This is a genomic window from Pseudomonas sp. Q1-7, from assembly GCF_028010285.1.
Classification (GTDB): domain Bacteria; phylum Pseudomonadota; class Gammaproteobacteria; order Pseudomonadales; family Pseudomonadaceae; genus Metapseudomonas.
In genome coordinates, this window is record NZ_CP116304.1 from 3,324,404 (window position 1) to 3,341,900 (window position 17,497).

At 65.7% G+C, this 17,497-nt stretch carries 22 protein-coding genes; 12 read left to right on the forward strand and 10 right to left on the reverse strand.

Features of this window, described 5'->3' with window-relative positions; genetic code table 11:
* Positions 1-2: 2 nt before the first annotated feature.
* Positions 3-755, reverse strand: a complete 753-nt coding sequence (locus tag PJW05_RS15355; protein WP_271407872.1) for a sulfite exporter TauE/SafE family protein — start codon at positions 753-755, stop codon at positions 3-5.
* A gap of 101 nt (positions 756-856) precedes the next feature.
* Between PJW05_RS15355 and PJW05_RS15360 the strand changes: the two genes are divergently transcribed.
* Positions 857-1,810 (forward strand): LysR family transcriptional regulator, encoded by a 954-nt coding sequence (locus PJW05_RS15360; RefSeq protein WP_271407873.1) that lies wholly within the window; start codon positions 857-859, stop codon positions 1,808-1,810.
* Here PJW05_RS15360 and PJW05_RS15365 read toward each other — a convergent pair whose 3' ends face one another.
* Positions 1,811-2,320, reverse strand: a complete 510-nt coding sequence (locus PJW05_RS15365; protein ID WP_271407874.1) for an RDD family protein — start codon at positions 2,318-2,320, stop codon at positions 1,811-1,813. It abuts the gene before it with no gap.
* 155 nt (positions 2,321-2,475) lie between these two features.
* On the opposite strand from PJW05_RS15365, the gene PJW05_RS15370 reads away from it, so the two are divergent.
* Positions 2,476-2,922, forward strand: coding sequence for a MarR family winged helix-turn-helix transcriptional regulator (locus tag PJW05_RS15370; RefSeq protein WP_271407875.1), 447 nt, complete (start codon positions 2,476-2,478; stop codon positions 2,920-2,922).
* A gap of 150 nt (positions 2,923-3,072) precedes the next feature.
* Positions 3,073-4,092 carry an alpha/beta hydrolase gene (locus tag PJW05_RS15375; RefSeq protein WP_271407876.1) on the forward strand — a complete coding sequence of 340 codons (1,020 nt, stop codon included), beginning with the start codon at positions 3,073-3,075 and terminating at the stop codon, positions 4,090-4,092.
* Positions 4,093-4,150: 58 nt separating this feature from the next.
* Here PJW05_RS15375 and efp read toward each other — a convergent pair whose 3' ends face one another.
* The 4 genes from efp to PJW05_RS15395 all read right to left on the reverse strand — a co-directional run bounded on the left by efp (position 4,151) and on the right by PJW05_RS15395 (position 6,459).
* Positions 4,151-4,717 carry an elongation factor P gene (gene efp / locus PJW05_RS15380; protein WP_044875372.1) on the reverse strand — a complete coding sequence of 189 codons (567 nt, stop codon included), beginning with the start codon at positions 4,715-4,717 and terminating at the stop codon, positions 4,151-4,153.
* A 43-nt stretch (positions 4,718-4,760) separates the two neighbouring features.
* Positions 4,761-5,891 (reverse strand): elongation factor P maturation arginine rhamnosyltransferase EarP, encoded by a 1,131-nt coding sequence (gene earP, locus PJW05_RS15385; RefSeq protein ID WP_271412231.1) that lies wholly within the window; start codon positions 5,889-5,891, stop codon positions 4,761-4,763.
* A gap of 118 nt (positions 5,892-6,009) precedes the next feature.
* The gene (locus PJW05_RS15390) at positions 6,010-6,219 is read right to left on the reverse strand and encodes a hypothetical protein (RefSeq protein ID WP_271407877.1); all 210 of its coding nucleotides are present in this window, start codon (positions 6,217-6,219) and stop codon (positions 6,010-6,012) included.
* 60 nt (positions 6,220-6,279) lie between these two features.
* Positions 6,280-6,459: a hypothetical protein gene (locus PJW05_RS15395; protein ID WP_271407878.1), complete on the reverse strand. Its 180-nt coding sequence runs from the start codon at positions 6,457-6,459 to the stop codon at positions 6,280-6,282.
* Positions 6,460-6,897: 438 nt separating this feature from the next.
* Here PJW05_RS15395 and PJW05_RS15400 point away from each other — a divergent pair, with 438 nt between their 5' ends.
* Complete coding sequence (locus PJW05_RS15400) at positions 6,898-7,272, forward strand: helix-turn-helix domain-containing protein (protein WP_271407879.1); 375 nt, start codon at positions 6,898-6,900, stop codon at positions 7,270-7,272.
* 184 nt (positions 7,273-7,456) lie between these two features.
* The gene (locus tag PJW05_RS15405; protein WP_271407880.1) at positions 7,457-8,122 is read left to right on the forward strand and encodes a YcbK family protein; all 666 of its coding nucleotides are present in this window, start codon (positions 7,457-7,459) and stop codon (positions 8,120-8,122) included.
* A gap of 2 nt (positions 8,123-8,124) precedes the next feature.
* Here the strand turns inward: PJW05_RS15405 and PJW05_RS15410 are convergent, their stop codons facing one another.
* From PJW05_RS15410 to PJW05_RS15425, 4 genes are all read right to left on the reverse strand, one after another.
* On the reverse strand, positions 8,125-8,328 hold the full coding sequence (locus PJW05_RS15410; RefSeq protein ID WP_271407881.1) for a hypothetical protein: 204 nt from the start codon (positions 8,326-8,328) through the stop codon (positions 8,125-8,127).
* A gap of 10 nt (positions 8,329-8,338) precedes the next feature.
* The gene (locus PJW05_RS15415) at positions 8,339-9,202 is read right to left on the reverse strand and encodes an MBL fold metallo-hydrolase (RefSeq protein ID WP_271407882.1); all 864 of its coding nucleotides are present in this window, start codon (positions 9,200-9,202) and stop codon (positions 8,339-8,341) included.
* A gap of 252 nt (positions 9,203-9,454) precedes the next feature.
* Positions 9,455-11,524 carry a putative bifunctional diguanylate cyclase/phosphodiesterase gene (locus PJW05_RS15420; RefSeq protein ID WP_271407883.1) on the reverse strand — a complete coding sequence of 690 codons (2,070 nt, stop codon included), beginning with the start codon at positions 11,522-11,524 and terminating at the stop codon, positions 9,455-9,457.
* A 146-nt stretch (positions 11,525-11,670) separates the two neighbouring features.
* Positions 11,671-12,117 (reverse strand): Lrp/AsnC family transcriptional regulator, encoded by a 447-nt coding sequence (locus PJW05_RS15425; RefSeq protein WP_271407884.1) that lies wholly within the window; start codon positions 12,115-12,117, stop codon positions 11,671-11,673.
* Between the two features lie 134 nt (positions 12,118-12,251).
* Here PJW05_RS15425 and PJW05_RS15430 point away from each other — a divergent pair, with 134 nt between their 5' ends.
* From PJW05_RS15430 to PJW05_RS15460, 7 genes are all read left to right on the forward strand, one after another.
* The gene (locus tag PJW05_RS15430; protein WP_271407885.1) at positions 12,252-12,872 is read left to right on the forward strand and encodes a LysE family translocator; all 621 of its coding nucleotides are present in this window, start codon (positions 12,252-12,254) and stop codon (positions 12,870-12,872) included.
* 235 nt (positions 12,873-13,107) lie between these two features.
* Positions 13,108-14,262: an amine dehydrogenase large subunit gene (locus tag PJW05_RS15435; RefSeq protein WP_271407886.1), complete on the forward strand. Its 1,155-nt coding sequence runs from the start codon at positions 13,108-13,110 to the stop codon at positions 14,260-14,262.
* A gap of 12 nt (positions 14,263-14,274) precedes the next feature.
* Positions 14,275-14,814 carry a MauE/DoxX family redox-associated membrane protein gene (locus PJW05_RS15440; RefSeq protein ID WP_271407887.1) on the forward strand — a complete coding sequence of 180 codons (540 nt, stop codon included), beginning with the start codon at positions 14,275-14,277 and terminating at the stop codon, positions 14,812-14,814.
* A gap of 3 nt (positions 14,815-14,817) precedes the next feature.
* Positions 14,818-15,429, forward strand: a complete 612-nt coding sequence (gene mauD / locus PJW05_RS15445) for a methylamine dehydrogenase accessory protein MauD (protein WP_271407888.1) — start codon at positions 14,818-14,820, stop codon at positions 15,427-15,429.
* A 15-nt stretch (positions 15,430-15,444) separates the two neighbouring features.
* Positions 15,445-15,966: a methylamine dehydrogenase light chain gene (locus tag PJW05_RS15450; RefSeq protein WP_271407889.1), complete on the forward strand. Its 522-nt coding sequence runs from the start codon at positions 15,445-15,447 to the stop codon at positions 15,964-15,966.
* Positions 15,967-15,980: 14 nt separating this feature from the next.
* The gene (locus PJW05_RS15455; RefSeq protein ID WP_271407890.1) at positions 15,981-16,508 is read left to right on the forward strand and encodes a cytochrome C; all 528 of its coding nucleotides are present in this window, start codon (positions 15,981-15,983) and stop codon (positions 16,506-16,508) included.
* Positions 16,509-16,734: 226 nt separating this feature from the next.
* Positions 16,735-17,367 carry a helix-turn-helix domain-containing protein gene (locus PJW05_RS15460; RefSeq protein WP_271407891.1) on the forward strand — a complete coding sequence of 211 codons (633 nt, stop codon included), beginning with the start codon at positions 16,735-16,737 and terminating at the stop codon, positions 17,365-17,367.
* Positions 17,368-17,497 lie beyond the last annotated feature (130 nt).

Sequence of the window (17,497 nt, forward strand, 5' to 3'; positions counted from 1 at the left end):
ACCTAGCGGATCATCAGCAGCACCGCGCAGAGCAGCAGGAAAACGCAGAACAGCGAACGCAAAACCCGCTCCGGCAAGGCGTGGGCCAGGCGCACGCCCCAACTGATGCTGAGCAACCCGCCCAGTGCCAGAGGCAGGCCCATCGCCCAGTTCACGTGATCGTGCAGGCCGTAGGTGGCCAGGGTCACCGCCGTGCTCGGGGCCGCCAGCGCCAGCGAAAGCCCCTGGGCGACCACCTGACTGGTGCCGAATACGCTGGTCAGCACCGGTGTGGCGATCACCGCGCCGCCCACCCCGAACAGGCCGCCTGCCGCCCCCGCCACGCCGCCCAGCACCCCCAGCCAGGGCCAGGGCCGGCGCAGTTCGGCACTGGCCTGGACCCTGGCCATGAACATCCGCGCGAAGTTGTACGCGGCCAGCGCCAGCAGGAAGCCGACGAAGGCCAGGCGCATGCTTTCCGAATCCACCCCAACGGCGAAGAGCGAGGCCAGCCAGGCGAAACCGAAGCTGGTGGCCGCCAGCAGCGAGGCGTAGCGCGGATCGATGCGGTTGCGCTGGTGATAGCGCCACAGCGCCAGCAGCACGTTGGGCACCACCATCACCAGGGCCGTGCCCTGGGCCAGTTGCTGATCCAGGCCGAACAGCACGCCCAGGGCGGGAATGGCGATCAGCCCGCCACCGATGCCGAAGAGCCCACCCAGGGTGCCGAGCAGAGCGCCCAGCACGATATTCAGAACGAAAGCCAGGAAATCCATGACGCCTCCCAATCAGGTGGAGAGGATGCTACGCAGGTTCGGTTGTTGCGGAAACGCACAGCGGCGCACAATGGCTTTGCGCAACTCGCACAGGCAAGCCGATGAATCCCGATACCTTGACCGAACAACTGGCCCTCTTCCTCGACGTGCTCGAAGCCGGCAGCTTTTCCGCCGCCGCCCGCCGCCACCCGCTCACCCCCTCGGCCGTGGCGCGGCGCATCGATACCCTGGAGCGCGCCCTGGGCAGCCACCTGTTCGTGCGCAGCACCCATGCGGTGAAGGCCACTCCGGCCGGACTGGCCTTTGCCGAACGGGCAAAGCGGGTGCTGGCGGAACTGCGCCTGGCCCGAGCCGAAGCGGTCTCCCTGAGCAGCGCGCCGGAGGGCTTGATCCGCATCGATGCCCCCGCGCCATTCGGACGTCGTCACTTGGCCCCGGCCATTGCGGAGTTCCTGGCCACCTATGCCGGCCTCGACGTGCAACTGCGGCTGATCGACAGTTTCGTCGACCTGCAGGGCGAGAACCTCGGTCAGGTGGACCTGGTGCTGCGCATCGGCCCACTGGCCGATACGCGCCTGGTGGCCACCCCGCTGGCGCCCATGGTGCGGGTGCTCTGCGCCAGTCCGGAGTACCTGCGCCGACGCGGCGTACCCCGCAACCCGAGCGAGCTGCCGGCACACGACGGGCTGGACTGGGACGCCCTGGCGCCGCCCTATGCCTGGCGCTTCGAAATGGACGGCAAGTTGCAACTGATCCGCCCCGGGCGCATGCGGATGACCGCGAACAACGCCGAGGCCCTGGTCATCAGCGCCCTGGCCGGACTTGGCATCGCCCACCTGCCGACCTGGCTGGTCAGCGACTACCTGGTACGCGGCGAGCTGGTACCGCTGTTCTGCGAAGCCGGGCTGCCGGCACCGGAGCCCAGCGGTATCCATGCGTTGCGCCTGGAGGGGGAAGCCAGCTCGCGAAGCCGCCTGTTGCTGGAGTTCCTGAAGAATCGCTTCGGCCCGGTGCCGCCCTGGGACCTCGCCCTGGCCGGCCTGGGCCGGGCCTGATCAGCGCGGCAACCGCACCACACGGGTGCCGGCCAGCAAGTCATGCAGACAGCGGCGGTCGCCACGGAAGATGAACAGGTAATCCACCAGCACCAGCCACACGCCCACGAGCGGCACATAGGCCAGCAGCCACCAGACCATGTAGCGCTTGAGCAGCAGGCCGCCCAACTCCGGTACCTGGCCGTCAAGGTTGACGATGGCGATCTTCAGCAACCGTTTGCCCAGGGTCTGGCCGTAGGTCTTGAGGAAATGGCCGTTGACCAGCAGGAATACCGCCACGCCCACCACCAGGCTCAGCAACTGCTGGCCAAGGCTCGGCTCGATACCCTGCTGGGCGGCGGCGAAGGTGCCGGAGAAATACGCCACCGGTACGGTCGCCAGGCTCATGATCAGGCCGTCGATCAGCGCCGCGCCGAGGCGCGTCCAGCGGGAAGCCAGCAGGGGTTCGGCGGCGCTGTCGAGCCGAAGTTCCGCCTGCGGGGCCTGATAGGGGTTTTGCAGGTTGTCCATGATGCAGTCCTTGCTGAAGTTGACCGGGCAATTGTGGCGGCTGGTCGGCACTCTGCAAGAACGCCCGGGTAGGCGATGGAAAGAATGAATTTTGCCCACGAAAGGCTTGCGCGCTAAATTGGTCACCGTTCCTTCCCTGTTTCTGGAGTCCGATCATGTCTACCCCCCCCTGCAAGGAGCTGATGCTCGACAACCAATTCTGCTTCGCCCTCTATTCCACCTCCCTGATGATGACCAAGGTCTACAAGCCGCTGCTCCAGGAGCTGGGCCTGACCTACCCGCAGTACCTGGCCATGATGGTGCTCTGGGAAAGCGACGGCATCACCGTGGGCGAGATCAGCAATCGCCTGCTCACCGACCCCGGCTCGGTCACCCCGCTGCTCAAGCGCCTGGAAGCCGAAGGCCTGATCACCCGCACCCGCAGCAGCAAGGACGAACGCGTGGTGGAACTGCGCCTGACCGAAGCAGGCCGGGCCTTGCAGGAAAAGGCCAAGTCAGTGCCGGCGTGCATCCTGGCCGCGACCGAACGCTCGGCCGAGGACCTGGGCAGCCTTCGAGACGAGCTGGTCGCGTTGCGCGGGAGTCTGGGAAAGGTCGTCTGACGGCCTTATTCCAAAATAGTCAGGCGGTTATTCCAAACTCTTCCAAAAAATATATTGCGCACTAAATAAATCGAGATTAACTTCTGCCTCACGCACTTACTTAGCGCGCAAACTTTTAGAAGACAAACCAGTCAGAGAGAGGAACCCGCCATGAAATCCATCAGCACCTTCGCCGCCGCCAGCCTGCTCGCCCTGTCCGTCGGCCACGCCTTCGCCGCTGGCAGCCCGGGCGTGGAACGCAACACCCAGGCCTTCCTCGAAGCCCTGGCCGCCGGGGGTGGCAAGCCCCTGGAAACCCTGGCCCCGAAAGATGCCCGCGCGGTACTGGTGGGCGCCCAGGCCAGCGTGCAGCTGGAGCTGCCGAAAGCCGACGTGAGCCAGAAGACCATCGAGGCCGACGGCCGGAAGATCGACCTGACCATCGTCCGCCCCGCTGGCGTGAAAGGCACCCTGCCGGTCTTCATGTTCTTCCACGGCGGCGGCTGGGTGCTGGGCGACTACCCCACCCATGAGCGCCTGATCCGTGACCTGGTGGCCAACTCCGGCGCGGTGGCGGTCTACGTCAACTACACGCCCTCCCCCGAGGCCAAGTACCCCACCGCCATCAACCAGGCCTACGCCGCGACCCAGTGGGTCGCCGAACATGGCAAGGAAATCGGCGTGGATGGCAACCGCCTGGCGGTGGCCGGCAACAGCGTCGGCGGCAACATGGCCGCGGTGGTCAGCCTGATGGCCAAGGACAAGGGCACGCCGAAGATCCGCTTCCAGGCGCTGCTCTGGCCGGTGACCGACTCCAGCTTCAACAATGCGTCCTACAACCAGTTCGCGGACGGCCACTTCCTGACCCGCAACATGATGAAGTGGTTCTGGGACAGCTACACCACCGACCCGCGCCAGCGTGCGGAGATCTACGCCTCGCCGCTGCAAGCGTCGACCGAGCAACTGAAAGGCCTGCCGCCGGCGCTGGTGCAGACCGCCGAGTTCGATGTGCTGCGTGACGAAGGCGAGGCCTACGCCCGCAAGCTGGATGCCGCCGGCGTGGAAGTGACCGCCGTGCGCTACAACGGGATGATCCACGACTTCGGCCTGCTCAACGTACTGGCCAAGGTTCCGGGTACCCGCGCCGCCATGCAGCAGGCCGGCGAAGCGATCAAGGAGCACCTGAAGTAAGCGTCGCAGAAACGAAAAAGCCCGGCATTGCCGGGCTTTTTCTTGTCTCGCTGAAAGCTTAGGCCTTGACGCGGGACTTGTACTCGCCGGTACGGGTGTCGATCTCGATGGAGTCACCGATTTCGCAGAAGGCGGATACCTGCAGCTCAGCGCCGTTGTTCAGGCGGGCCACTTTCATCACCTTGCCGGAGGTGTCGCCACGAACAGCCGGCTCGGTGTAGGCGATCTGGCGAACGATGGTGGTCGGCAGTTCGACGGAGATCACGCGATCGTTGTAGAACACGGCTTCGCAGACGTCGGTCATGCCGTCTTCGATGAAGGTCAGGACGCCTTCCAGGTCGGCTTTCTCGATCTCGTACTGGTTGAACTCGGTGTCCATGAAGACGTAGAGCGGATCAGCGAAGTAGGAGTAGGTCACTTCCTTGCGTTCGAGGATGATCGGCTCCAGCTTGTCGTCGGCCTTGAACACGGTCTCGGTGCCGGCACCGGTCAGCAGGTTCTTCAGCTTCATCTTGACGACAGCACTGTTACGGCCGGATTTGTTGAACTCGGCCTTCTGGATGACCCAGGGAGCGCCATTGATGTTGGCAACTTGGCCGGCGCGGAACTCTTGAGCGGTTTTCATACGAATATCCGATGTGGATGGGTGACAAAAAACTGGCCGCGTATCATAGCGGTTTTGTACAAAACTGCACCAGACCCGTTGCGAGGTCGGTTCGCGCAGCCTGTGCCGCGCACCAGCGCTCGGCGTGGCGTTGCAGTTCCGGCCACTCCGCCAGCAGGGCGTTCCACGCCACGCCCATGCCTTCGCCCCGGTTCCAAGCCCGCCAGCTATCACTCAGCGCGGCCGCCGCGGACGGGGACAGGTCGCGGCCATAAAGCCCGAGGAACGCCTCGAGCTTGTCCCAGTGGGCGTCCTCTTCCTGCTGGTAGATGTGCCAGAGCAGCGGCCGTCCGGCCCATTGCGCCCTGACGAAGGAATCCTCACCGCGCACCGCGTTGAAATCGCAGCTCCAGAGGACACGGTCATAATCCTCCTGGCTGACGAAGGGCAGCACGGCAATCGACAGGCGGCCGCGGCGGAATCGGGCACCTGCCGCTGGCGTGTCCTCACCCAACCAATGGGCCAGGTCCGTCAGTACGCGGCCGACCGGCACCAGCAGTTGAACCGCCCGGTCACCGGCCGCCAGCGCATCCAGCCAGCCCGCCAGCCCGGCATTCTCGTAGGCAAAGAGGGAAATCAGCAGGGCGTCCGCTTCCAGCGCCACACCCAGCTCCCCGAGAAAGGCGCGGCGCGCCTCGGGATCGGCCTGGAAGGCCTGGCGGCGCGCCACCAGGGCGGTTTCCCGCAGCAGGCCGCCGGTGCCCTCGGTAAAACCGGGGAAATAGAAAGTCTTCTGCAAGCCACCGGGCTGGAAGGACGGCAGACCGTGGCAGCCGACGACCCAATCCTCGGCACTGAGGTATTCCAGGTTCAGCCAGCGCGGCGTGTCCGCGCGCTCGGCCATGGCTTGCAGATAGGGGCCGGGCAACTGGCAGGCGAAAGCCTCGATCACCACATCCGCTGGCGCCACCGGCTGCCAGTCGCGCCGCCAGTGGCGGATTTCCACTCCCTGCCGCCGCTGGCTTTCCGCCTCGGGATCGGCCTGGGGGCAGAGCGGCGCGAACACCGCGGGCTCGTCTACCCAAAGGCGCACCGCCTGGCCGTGTTCGGCCACCAGTTGGCGAGCCAGGCGCCAGGTCACGCCGATATCGCCAAAGTTGTCGACGACGTTGCAGAAGATGTCCCACTTCACAATGCGGTTTCCCGGAAAAAACCGCAGTTTAACCAAGACGCCCGGCCCACGAACAAAATGCCCGCCATGAAGGCGGGCCAAGGGGAGCATTGGGACAAGAAGGTGGTGGGGAACGACGGACTCAGGCCAGCAGGCTGCAACCGTCACCCTGGCGGCGGGCCAGTTCCAACTGCCAGATCGCCTGGCTGGCGCCGGCCGCGTCGCGTGAGGTGAAAGGCCCTGCGCGCATCACGCCGTCCACGACGACGAACCAGCATGCGATGTAGCCATCGGCCCGGAGCGTTTCCGGAACTGCACTGCCGACCAGGGACATGACGTCTACGTGGGACATGGCCTCACCTCCGTCGTTTCGATGGGGCCCAGACTATCGACCCACCCCGGGCAATAGAAATCAGTCGCCTCGATAATGGCTATCCCCCTCAGCGATGGCCGTCCGCCAACTGGCGGCATCGACATCCGCAGCAGGCGCAAGGACAAACTCGGCCAACTGATGCAGGCGATGCAGGACATGACCGAACGCCTGCGCGGCCTGCTCAAGCGCCTCAGCAGCGGCATTCAGTGCCTGTCTCACGCCACCGTGCAAACCTCGGCCGCCAGCCTCGACCTCGCGCGGCCGGCGGCGAGCTGCAGACCGAGGTCAATCGCTTCCGCCCGGGCTGAACGCAAAGCCCCCTGTCCGCTCGCGCGGACAGGGGGCTCACCAGAGACAGTGCAGCGGCATCACGCAGGAGGGCCGGTCGGCCAGGGCTCTCGCCAAGCGAGCCCCCCTGGCATGACACGCGACGCCGTCTCACGACTGACGGCGCCGGGCCCTTCGCACCTTCGGCAGGCGCCGCCGGGAGGCAATCCCCCTGGTGGCGACGTCCCGACTGTGCTGCCGGTTTTCCTCTTCATCCTTGAACGCCCTTGGCAAATCGTGATTCAGGGCTCAAGATAAACACGTTTCGCATACTATACAAACACGATAAGTGAACCAAGGACGATTCATTCCGTCATTAAGATTCGCGGCATGAATACGCTTGGATCGCGCATTGCGCACTACAGAAAACAGAAAGGACTCTCTCAGCAGGCCTTGGCCAACGAGTGTGGGTGGGAATCGCAGTCCCGCATCGGCAACTACGAGCGGGATACCCGTGAGCCCTCGTTCGAGGACCTCAGGCGAATCGCCAAGGCGCTGGAGGTATCAGTCAACGACCTGTTCGGTTCCACCATGCAGATTGCTGAATCCCAGGATGGCCGCTATACCGCCGAAAACGTGCTCAGCCCGCGCTCGCGCCAGGTGCTCGAGCGTCTCACCCTCGCAGCCAGCGAAGGCCGCCTCGTCGAGCAGGACCTGATCCTGCTGGAACAGATCGCCCGTCGCCTGGAAAAGACCGACGGCTGACTGATCGAACCCGACCCTTTCCGCCGGTGGCCCGTTTCAAGGACATCTGGTGCCCTTTCCCACAAGTGGGAGCGGGCTGAACAGCGCAGCATGACCGTCATTCAACGCTGCTGGCGGAATCTACTGCCCATTTCAGCGCCGGGTGTATAGTCGGAACCCCCGGTTTCTCCGCGAGCGGTCAAGCATGGCTGCGTCTTCCCCCGGATTATCCCGCCGCCAGGTGCTCAAGGCGTTCGTCGCCCTGGGTGCCGCCCTGGTCGCGGGCGAAGCCCTGGCCAGCCGGATCGAAGTCACCCTGCGGCCGCGCAACCTCCACGCCCGCCTGCTCAACCGCGACCGCCACCTGCGCCTGGAGCGCCCGGCGGCCGGCGAGGTCGTCACCTTCTGCTATTTCCGCAAGGGCAAGGGCTGGGACCTCGAAGGCTATCGCCAGGGCTGCCGCATCCTGCGGGACGTGAAGTACAAGAGCACGGTGAAGATCAGCGTCAAACTGCTCGACCTGCTGTTCCTCATCCAGGCCTGGCTGCGCATCAACAAGCTGCCCACGCGCATCCTCATCAACAGCGGCTACCGCACCCCGCAGCACAATGCCAGCCTGGAAGGCGCCGCCCGCCAATCCCTGCACATTCGCGGCATGGCGGCCGATATCCGCATCCCCGGCGTCAGCGTCGAGCGGCTGGGCAGGCTGGTGCGCGCCATAGGTGCTGGCGGCGTGGGCTTCTATCCCTCAAAAGGCTTCATCCATGTCGACGTCGGCCGGGTCCGCACCTGGCGCGCGGCGGCGCTGGTGGAGCCGGGGCAGGAGGAATGGGCCCTGGCCGTGCTCGACCAGGGCGAGCATTTCGCCTGAGTTCAGTCGAATTCCGCGCAATCCGCACAGACGAACTGGCCGCGCCGGTCAGTCCTGTCGGTCGGCTCGCCACAGTAGTCGCACGCCCCTTCCACAGCGTCGAGCGGATCGGCGTCCTCATCATCGAAGTACCCGTCGTCCAGGTCGTCGTCATTGTCGAGCAGGTGATCGTGCTCGGGCTCGTGGAGGTCGAGGTCTTCGTCCATCGTGGGGGTCTCAGAGGCTATCGAGGGGAATCTTCAGGTAGCGGATGCCATTGCCTTCGGCCGGCGGCAGTTGCCCGGCGCGCATGTTCACCTGCACCGCCGGCAGGATCAGCGCCGGCATCGCCAGGGTAGCATCGCGGGCGGTGCGCATGGCGACGAAAGCGTTTTCGTCGATGCCCTGGTGAGCGTGGACATTGCCGGTGCGCTCTTCGACCACCGTGGTTTCGCAGCAGTACTGGTCACGCCCGGGCGCCTTGTAGTCGTGACAGAGGAACAGCCGGGTCGCGTCCGGCAGCTGGAACAGGCGACGAATGGAGCGGTACAGCGCACGGGCATCGCCGCCGGGAAAGTCGCAGCGGGCCGTGCCGTAGTCGGGCATGAACAGGGTGTCGCCGATGAAGGCCGCGTCTCCCACCAGGTAGGTCATGCAGGCCGGGGTGTGGCCCGGCGTGTGGATGGCCCGCAGTTCGAGGTTGCCGATAGCCAGTCGGTCGCCGTCCTGCAGCAGCCGGTCGAACTGGCGGCCGTCGGTGGCGAAGCCCTCACCGGCATTGAACAACGCGCCGAAGCGCCGCTGTACCTCGGTGATATGGCCGCCGATGGCCAGCCGCCCCCCCAGCTCGCGCCTGAGCCAGGCCGCCGCCGAGAGGTGGTCGGCATGGACATGGGTTTCCAGCAGCCAGTCGACCTCCAGGCCCTGTTCGCGTACCCGCTCGACGATTCGTCCGGCACCGGCGTGAGAGATGCGGCCACTGGCGGCACAGTAATCCAGCACCGGGTCGATGATCGCGCAGCGGCGGCTGGCCGGGTCGCGGACGAGGTAGCTGTAGGAACAGGTGGCCGGGTCGAAGAAGGCCTGCACCTGCGGACTCATGACGATCTTCCCCCTGCGACTGGGTTCGACCTCAAGTATGGATCGCGAATCCTTGCGGGGGCGATTTCAAGGGTCATGTCCGCATTGCGAGTTGCTGAAACGCCCTCCCAGGCGAGAGCCTTTCTCGCTCGCCAGTGGACGACTGAGCGCGCAGCGATCAGGGCGGGCCGGGTCAGCCCGTACGGAAACCTGAAAGCCCCATTCTAGACGGCGTGACGGCCTCTATCGCTGACACGGCCAGGCCAACCGCCGCTACGCCAGCGCCTCGGCCCTGGCCATGAACTGGTCGGCCGGCACCGGCCTGCCGAACAGGAAGCCCTGCAGGGAATCGCAGCCCAGGCCGGTGAGGAAGGCCTGCTGGGACTCGGTTTCCACCCCTTCTGCGACGATGCGCAGGTTCAGGGCCTGGCCCAGGGCGACGATGGCGGAAATGATCGCCGCGTCGTCGCTGTCGCGTTCCAGGTCACGGACGAAGCCGCGGTCGATCTTCAGTTCGTTGGCCGGCAGGCGCTTGAGGTACAGCAGGCTGGAATAACCGGTGCCGAAGTCGTCGATGGACAGGTCCACGCCCATTCCGGCCAGTTGGCGGAGAATCGCCAGGCTCGCATCGGCATCCTGCATGGCGGTGGTTTCGGTGATTTCCAGAGTCAGGCAGTTGGCCGGCAGGGCGTGCCGCTCCAGAGCCGCACGCACGCTGTCGACCAGCCCCGCCTGACAGAACTGCAGGGCCGAGAGATTGACCGCAACCCGCCACTCGTGGCGGCCTTCGGCGTACCACCGGCTCATTTGCCGACAGGCTTCGTCCAGCACCCAGTTGCCGATGGGGATGATCAGCCCGGTCTTCTCCGCCAATTCAATGAACTCGTCCGGCATCAGCAGGCCGCGTCGTGGGTGCTGCCAGCGCAACAGCGCCTCGGCGCCGATCACCCGGCAGCGGTCGCCGGCGGCGAACTTGGGCTGGTAATGCAGCACCAGTTCCCCGGCTTCCAGTGCCTGGCGCAGGTCGTGCAGCAGTTGCAGGTGGTTGCGCGCATTGGTGTTCATCGACTGTTCGAAGAAGCTGTAGCCGTTCTTGCCCGCCCCCTTGGCGTGATACATGGCGGCGTCGGCGTTCATCAGCAGCTCCTCGCGGGTGGTGCCATCGCCGGGATAGAGGGCGATGCCGACGCTGGTGGACACCCGCAGCACCTGGCCGCTCACTTCGAAGGCGCTGCCCACCAGGGACACCAGTTGGCTGGCGAAGGTCACCGCGTCGTTCGGCTCGCCCAGGCTGGCCAACAGCACGAACTCATCGCCGCCGATCCGCGCCAGGGTGTCCTCGGCGCGCAAGTTGCCGCGCAGGCGCTGGGCAACTTCGCGCAGCAGCAGGTCGCCGACGTGGTGGCCAAAGGCATCGTTGATCGGTTTGAAGCCATCGAGGTCCATGAACAGCAGGGCGAAGCAGCCGCCGTTGCGCTGGACCCGGTGGATGGCCTGGTCGATGCGGTCCTCCAGCAGGGTGCGGTTGGGCAGCTTGGTGAGGTTGTCGTGCAGGGCGAGGTGGGTGAGCTCCTGGTTGGCCTGCTCCAACGAATCGGCGAGCTGGGCGGTACGCGCCTCCAGGCGGGCGTCCAGCACCGAGGTCAGCAAAGCGATGGCCAGCACCGCCAGGGTCACCGCAATCACCAGGCTGGCCAGCCAGCGGCTGTCCAGGCCGGAGACGGCGGCGGCGCAGACGCTACCCAGGGGGAAGTTGGCCGCGGCCATGCCGGTGTAGTGCATGCCGACGATGGCCACGCCCATCACCAGCGCCGCGCCGGCCCGCGCCAGGCGCACGTAAGGGGTGTTGTGGCGCAGGCGGAAGGCGATCCACAGGGCGGCCCCGGAAGCGGCCACCGCAATGCCCAGGGACAGATAGAACAGGCCGGGGTCGTAGTCGATGCCCGGCACCATGCGCATGGCGTGCATGCCCAGGTAGTGCATCGAACTGATGCCGGCCCCCATGGTCACGGCGCCGCAAAGCAGTTGCCAGAGCGGCTGCTCTGGCTGGCTCACCAGCCACAGGGCGAAACCCGAGACCAGCACGGCGATCAGCAGCGACAGCAGGGTCAGCGGCAGGTCGTAGCCCAGCGGAATGGGCAGGCTGAAGGCGAGCATGCCGATGAAGTGCATCGACCAGATGCCGATGCCCATGGCGATGCCGCCGCCGCCCATCCACAGCAGCGCGCCACGCCCCTGGCTGCTGGCGACCCGCCCGGCCAGGTCCAGCGCCGTATAGGAGGCCAGTATGGCCACCAGCAGAGAAATGAAAACGAGGGAGTAGTCGTAGCTGCCCGTGAGCATGAAGAACCTACCAAGCGGAGACCGCCCCGGAATGGGCGGTCAAAATGGAAAGCATTCTAAACAAAGTCACGCCGGGCGGTGAGGGCCGTATGGCAGATGGCCGCCATCCGGGATGGCCTAATGCCTTCCGCCCTGGGCCGGGTCCTTCACTCGCGTGGCGGTTCCAGCCCACGCAGCGGGATGGGCGCCGACATGACGATGGAGGTGCGCGTCTCGCCGAAGTGATTGATGCTGCCCACGAAACGCTCCAGGTGGCGGATGTCCCGCGTCACCACGCGCAGGATGAACGAGTCCTGTCCGGTCACATGCAGGCACTCCAGCACCTCGGGCATCCCCTGCAACTGGGCGAGCAGCCGCGCCTTGTCCGGCTGCGGAGTGGTCATGCCGATCAGCGCCATCACGCCGTAGCCGGCCTTCTCCGCCGCCACCGTGGCGCGGTAGGCCTCGATCACCCCGGCCTCTTCCAGGCGCTTGAGGCGTTCCGACGTGGCCGGCACGGACAGCGCCACCCGCGCCGCCAGGTCGGTCAGGGAGATCCGGCCTTCTACCTGCACCACTTGCAGGATTTTCCAGGATTTCGCATCCAGCTCCACGATTTTAAGGTCTCCCCTGAATATTTCGTTAATTGCTCAGGCAACCGACGAGAACGACCGTAATTCCGGCATTCAACTCCGGCACAGTGCAGCGCAAACTGTAAACCCTGTCCACCACCGCCGGAGCCCGCCGCATGGAAAGCCTGCTGTTTCTCAAATCCGTCCTGATCGGCCTGTCCGTCGCCGCCCCCGTCGGCCCCATCGGCCTGCTGTGCATCCAGCGCAGCCTGGGTCACGGCGCGCGCATCGGTTTCATCAGCGGGTTGGGCGCGGCGGCGGCGGATGCCTGCTACGGCGCCCTGGGCGCCTTCGGCATCGGCGCCATCACCCACGCCTTCGTCACCCTGGCCACGCCACTGGCCCTAGCCGGGGCCCTGTTCCTCGCCTGGATGGGCCTGAAAATGCTGCGCGCCACCCCGCCCCGGCGCGCCGCCAGCGCCGGCGACCCGGCACGGGCGCTGCCGGCCTTCGCCTCGGTGTTCGTACTGACCCTCAGCAACCCGCTGACCATCCTCTCGTTCGTCGCCATCTTCGCCACCCTCTCCGGCGGCGCGGCGCTGTCCGCGGCCGACGGCCTGCTGATGGTGCTCGGCGTGTTCTGCGGCTCGGCCCTCTGGTGGCTGACCCTGAGCCTGGGAGTGGCCACCGTCCGCCACCGCCTGGGCACCCGCACCCTGCAATGGATCGACCGTTCGGCAGGCGCGGTCCTGCTGGGCTTTGCCGCCTGGCAACTGGCGCGGGTGATCGCCCACTGAACGCGGCCTCGGCCCCTCCCACCCTCGATTTCCTGCGGCACCTGGCCCTGATACGGGCAGGGCTATGCTTTCCCCCGGCCCCCATGGGCTTTGGCAGCCAACCTCAACCTGTGGCACGGGCACACAACGGATTGGCACGGACAACAAGTTCCTCGCCGCAGTCCGGCGGCAGACTAGGACTGCAGATTTTTGCCCGCACCCGCGATCCATTCCAATAATTCAGGGAGCCGCCCCTATGCGAATAACCAGGATCCTCGCTCAATCCACGCTGGCCCTGGGCGTCGCGCTCGCCGGCCTGGGCAACGCCAGCGCCGAGCTGCCGGCCGATCCAGGCATCGGCCAGACCACCCTTCCCTTCCCTCCGGAGCCGCACCGCGCCTACATCGTCGACGTGGAGTTCGAGAACTTCGTCGCCGGCCGCGTGACCGTGGTCGACCCGGAGAAAAAGAAGATGCTCGGCATGGTCAGCACCGGCTTCGCCGCGCCCTCCACCCTGAGCCGCGACGGCAAGCGGCTGTACACCGCCGACCTGTTCTACTCCCGTGGCACCCGCGGCATCCGCACCGACGTGCTGACCGCCTGGGACACCAGCAGCCTGTCGCCCTCCTGGGAAGTACTGATCCCCACCAAGCGCGCCGAAACCCTGACCCAGCGCTACGCCCTGGGCACCAGCTCGGATGACCGCTTCGTCTACGTCTACAACTTCACCCCGTCCACCTCGGTGACCGTGGTCGACACCAACGCCCAGGCCGTTTCCTCGGAAATCGCCATCCCCGGCTGCGTGCTGAACTACCCGGTCGGCAAGCGCTCCTTCGCCTCCCTGTGCGGCGACGGCAACCTGCAACTGGTGACTATTGACGACCAGGGCAAGGAAATCGCCCGCACCCACACTGCCTTCTTCGACCCCAACGCCGAGAAACTGGTGGAGCGTGCCTACGCCGTGGGCGACACCTACTACTTCGTCACCACCACCGGCACGGTGCGTGCCGTGGACTTCTCCGGCAAGCAGCCCAAAGTCCTCCCGGCCTGGGAACTGGTGGACCAGGACAGCGAGAAAAAGGCGGGCTGGGCGCCGGGCGGCTGGCAGCTGATCACCGTCGCGCCCAAGCTGAATCGCCTCTATGTGCTGATGCACGACGCCCATGAGCCGATGAAGTGGGAAGACCCGAGCCCCATCGTCTGGGTGTTCGACCTCAAGACCCACAAGCGCATCGGCACCCTGGAAGCGCCGAACCCGATCTGGAGCCTGCACGCCACCAGCGATGACAAGCCCCTGCTGCTGGGCACCAACATCAGCGGCGGCCTGGAAGTCTTCGACCTGACCAGCGGCAAGCACACCGGCACCATGGAAGCCATCGCCAAAACGCCGATCCAGGTCCTCAGCCACTGACGAGGTGCAGCCATGCAACCCGATCCCATCTTTGTCATCGCCGCCGCCCTCGCGGTCGCGGTGATCCTGGCCAGCGCGGCGACCCACAAGCTGCGTGCGCCGGCGCGCTTCGCCAATCAGGTGGAGGACTACCAGCTGCTGCCCCGTAGCCTGGTGCGCCCGGTGGCGCGGCTGCTGCCCTTCGTCGAAGTGGCCGTGGCCTTCGCCCTGCTAGTGCCCGCCAGTCGCAGCGGCGCCGCACTGGCCGCCGCCGCGCTGCTGGCCGGCTACGCCCTGGCGATCACCATCAACCTGTGGCGCGGCCGTCGCGACATCGACTGCGGTTGCGCCGGGCCCGAACAGGCCCAGCCGATCCGCCCGGTGCTGCTGGCACGCAACGCCGTTCTGGTGGGCCTGGCGCTGGTCGCCAGCCTCGTCCCCCACAGCCGCGATCTGGGCCTGTTCGACAGCTTCGTCGTCATCGCCTCCGCCGCCGTGGCCCTGCTCATCTATGCCGCCGCCGATGGCCTGATGGCCAACAGCCCCCGTCTGCTCAAACTCATTGGAAGGTGAATTATGGAAGCCCTGATCGTTTCCAACGTCCTGCTCTGGTGCCTCTTGATCGCCCTGGCCTTCGCCGTCATGGGCCTCGTTCGCCAGATCGGCGTACTCCACGGCCGCCTGGCCCCCGCCGGTGCACTGATGGTCGACAAAGGTGTGGCCGTCAACGAACCGGCCCCGAAAGTCACCGCCGCCGACCGTAACGGCCGTCCGGTGAACTTCGGCTATGCCGGCGAGAAAGCCCAACTGCTGTTCTTCCTCTCGCCCACCTGCCCGATCTGCAAATCGCTGCTGCCGGCCATCAAGTCCATCGCCAAGACCCAGGCCGACCGCCTCGACGTGGTCTACGTCAGCGACGGCGACATGGACGCCCAGCAAGCCCTGATCGCCGAACACAAGCTGGAAGACGCCACCTACGTGGTCGGCCCGGAAGTGGGCATGACCTACCAGATCGGCAAACTCCCCTACGCCGCACTGATCGACAAGGCCGGCGTGCTGCGCTCCAAGGGCCTGGTGAACTCCCGCGAGCACCTGGACAGCCTGTTCGAGGCCGAGCACCTGGGCAGCGCCACCCTGCAGCAGTACCTGCACAACCACCCGCACGCCAACGGCGCACACAACCACTAAGGAAGGGAGCACCCGATGAAACTGCTAGACCGCCTGTTCGAACGCTCCTCGCGCCACGTCGCCGACACCACGTCCCGACGCAACTTCCTCGGCCGCATCGGCTCGCTGATGGTGGCTGGCGCCGCCCTGCCCGTGCTGCTGCCCATCGACCGCACCAGCAAGGCCCTGGCCGCCGAAGCGCCCAAGGCCGGCGATCCGGGCGACCCCAACAGCTGCGACTACTGGCGCTACTGCTCCATCGACGGTTTCCTGTGCAGCTGCTGCGGCGGCTCGGTGACCTCCTGCCCGCCGGGCACCGAGGCTTCCCAGGTGACCTGGATCGGCACCTGCCGCAACCCGGCCGACGGCAAGGACTACATCATTTCCTACAACGACTGCTGCGGTAAGCACAGCTGCGCCCAGTGCGCCTGCACCCGCAACGACAGCGAAGAACCGATGTACCGTCCGTTCAACAACAACGACGTCAACTGGTGCCTGGCGGCCAAGTCGCACATCTACCACTGCACCGTTTCCATCATCCGCGGCGTCGCGATCTGATCCGGGGGGCTGCCATGCGTTTGCTGTTGATCGCCGGATTGCTGTGCACTATGGCCGCCCCGCCGGCCCTGGCCCGCGCCATTCCGGACCCGAACCAGAAGCACGCTCCGGGCAACGAAGCGCCGCAAAAGGCCATCGCCCAGGCCGGCTACAGCACCCCGGTGAACTACCAACTGCAGTGCGCCGGCTGCCACCTGGGCGACGGCACCGGGTCAAAGGCCAACGACACGCCGAAGATGAAGGGCTTCGTCGGCAACTTCCTCAAGGTGGACGGCGGCCGCGAGTTCCTCGTGCGGGTACCGGGCATGTCCCAGTCGGCGCTGAACGACGCCCAACTGGCCGACCTGCTCAACTGGCTGATGCGCAAGGACGGCATGGCCGGCAACAGCGTGCCGGACGACTACAAGCCCTACACCGAGGCCGAAGTCGCGTCCATCCGCAAGGTCTCCCTGCTCAACCTGCCGGAAACCCGTGCGGGCCTGATCAGGGCCATGCGCGAACAAGGCATCGAGATCGACGACGGCATGGATAACGCCTACTGAATTTCACTGCTGGACGGCTTGTGGCCCGCCTTCATGGCGGGCTTTTTTTCGCCAGCGCGAACGCAGGATGGGTAGAGGGACGAAACCCATCACAACGTGCCGATGGGTTTCGCTTCGCTCTAGCGGAACGCCGCCCGCACCATCCTACTGACTGTCGTGACGCTGACGTCCTGTCAGAGAGCTTCTTGTGCGATTCTCTCGTCACCGAAAAGCAAGGAGGTCAAGGATGCAGCCAACATTCGACACGGCCAAGGTCAGGCAGCTTCGTCAGCGGCGGTTCTGGACGCAAGACGACTTGGCAGCCATATCGGGTCTCAGTGTTCGTACGATTCAACGTATAGAGAGTACCGGCGTCTGCTCCACTGAATCGAAAATGGCCCTGGCCTCTGCCTTCGATCTGACCCCGAGTGATCTGATCGCAGCGAGTACACCAGCGGGACAAGGGTACTGGGTGGGACTATGCGTGTTTGTCCCGAACTCTATGGAAGCCCTCGCCTTTTATGTAAATGGTTTCGGAGCTGAGGTACTTCAGCATTGGCCCTCTGTCGAGCCGTCTCGTCCAGCGTCGGTGGATATTCGAGTAGGCAATGGCGTCTTCCGAGTCATCTCGGTCAACCCCCGAGTTGAAACAACGCCGCGGCACGGCTGGGCTAACAGCCCCAGGCGACTCGGCGGAGTCAGCACCCTGTTCTCGGTTCTGGTCGATGACCTTCATGGCGTCATGAGCCGGGCGATTCAGCTGGGGGCGTCTCAAAGATTGGGAGACCCATTAACCCACCAGTCGGAAGACGGAATGGCCCTTGGCATTCTGGTTGATCCATTCGGCTACATCTGGGCGCTTCATGGCTCCATCGACTGACCTCATTCACGCGTAGGGTGACGCAGCTCAATCAGTCCCGACGTAGGATGGGTAGAGGGACGAAACCCATCACAACGTGCCGATGGGTTTCGCTTCGCTCTAGCGGAACGCCGCCCGCACCATCCTATGG

Bases quoted from the DNA above. Each gene is read 5' to 3' on its own strand.
- PJW05_RS15355 (WP_271407872.1), bottom strand. From the start codon at position 755: ATGGATTTCCTGGCTTTCGTTCTGAATATCGTGCTGGGCGCTCTGCTC.
- PJW05_RS15360 (WP_271407873.1), top strand. From the start codon at position 857: ATGAATCCCGATACCTTGACCGAACAACTGGCCCTCTTCCTCGACGTG.
- PJW05_RS15365 (WP_271407874.1), bottom strand. From the start codon at position 2,320: ATGGACAACCTGCAAAACCCCTATCAGGCCCCGCAGGCGGAACTTCGG.
- PJW05_RS15370 (WP_271407875.1), top strand. From the start codon at position 2,476: ATGTCTACCCCCCCCTGCAAGGAGCTGATGCTCGACAACCAATTCTGC.
- PJW05_RS15375 (WP_271407876.1), top strand. From the start codon at position 3,073: ATGAAATCCATCAGCACCTTCGCCGCCGCCAGCCTGCTCGCCCTGTCC.
- efp (WP_044875372.1), bottom strand. From the start codon at position 4,717: ATGAAAACCGCTCAAGAGTTCCGCGCCGGCCAAGTTGCCAACATCAAT.
- PJW05_RS15390 (WP_271407877.1), bottom strand. From the start codon at position 6,219: ATGTCCCACGTAGACGTCATGTCCCTGGTCGGCAGTGCAGTTCCGGAA.
- PJW05_RS15400 (WP_271407879.1), top strand. From the start codon at position 6,898: ATGAATACGCTTGGATCGCGCATTGCGCACTACAGAAAACAGAAAGGA.
- PJW05_RS15405 (WP_271407880.1), top strand. From the start codon at position 7,457: ATGGCTGCGTCTTCCCCCGGATTATCCCGCCGCCAGGTGCTCAAGGCG.
- PJW05_RS15410 (WP_271407881.1), bottom strand. From the start codon at position 8,328: ATGGACGAAGACCTCGACCTCCACGAGCCCGAGCACGATCACCTGCTC.
- PJW05_RS15415 (WP_271407882.1), bottom strand. From the start codon at position 9,202: ATGAGTCCGCAGGTGCAGGCCTTCTTCGACCCGGCCACCTGTTCCTAC.
- PJW05_RS15420 (WP_271407883.1), bottom strand. From the start codon at position 11,524: ATGCTCACGGGCAGCTACGACTACTCCCTCGTTTTCATTTCTCTGCTG.
- PJW05_RS15430 (WP_271407885.1), top strand. From the start codon at position 12,252: ATGGAAAGCCTGCTGTTTCTCAAATCCGTCCTGATCGGCCTGTCCGTC.
- PJW05_RS15435 (WP_271407886.1), top strand. From the start codon at position 13,108: ATGCGAATAACCAGGATCCTCGCTCAATCCACGCTGGCCCTGGGCGTC.
- PJW05_RS15440 (WP_271407887.1), top strand. From the start codon at position 14,275: ATGCAACCCGATCCCATCTTTGTCATCGCCGCCGCCCTCGCGGTCGCG.
- mauD (WP_271407888.1), top strand. From the start codon at position 14,818: ATGGAAGCCCTGATCGTTTCCAACGTCCTGCTCTGGTGCCTCTTGATC.
- PJW05_RS15450 (WP_271407889.1), top strand. From the start codon at position 15,445: ATGAAACTGCTAGACCGCCTGTTCGAACGCTCCTCGCGCCACGTCGCC.
- PJW05_RS15455 (WP_271407890.1), top strand. From the start codon at position 15,981: ATGCGTTTGCTGTTGATCGCCGGATTGCTGTGCACTATGGCCGCCCCG.
- PJW05_RS15460 (WP_271407891.1), top strand. From the start codon at position 16,735: ATGCAGCCAACATTCGACACGGCCAAGGTCAGGCAGCTTCGTCAGCGG.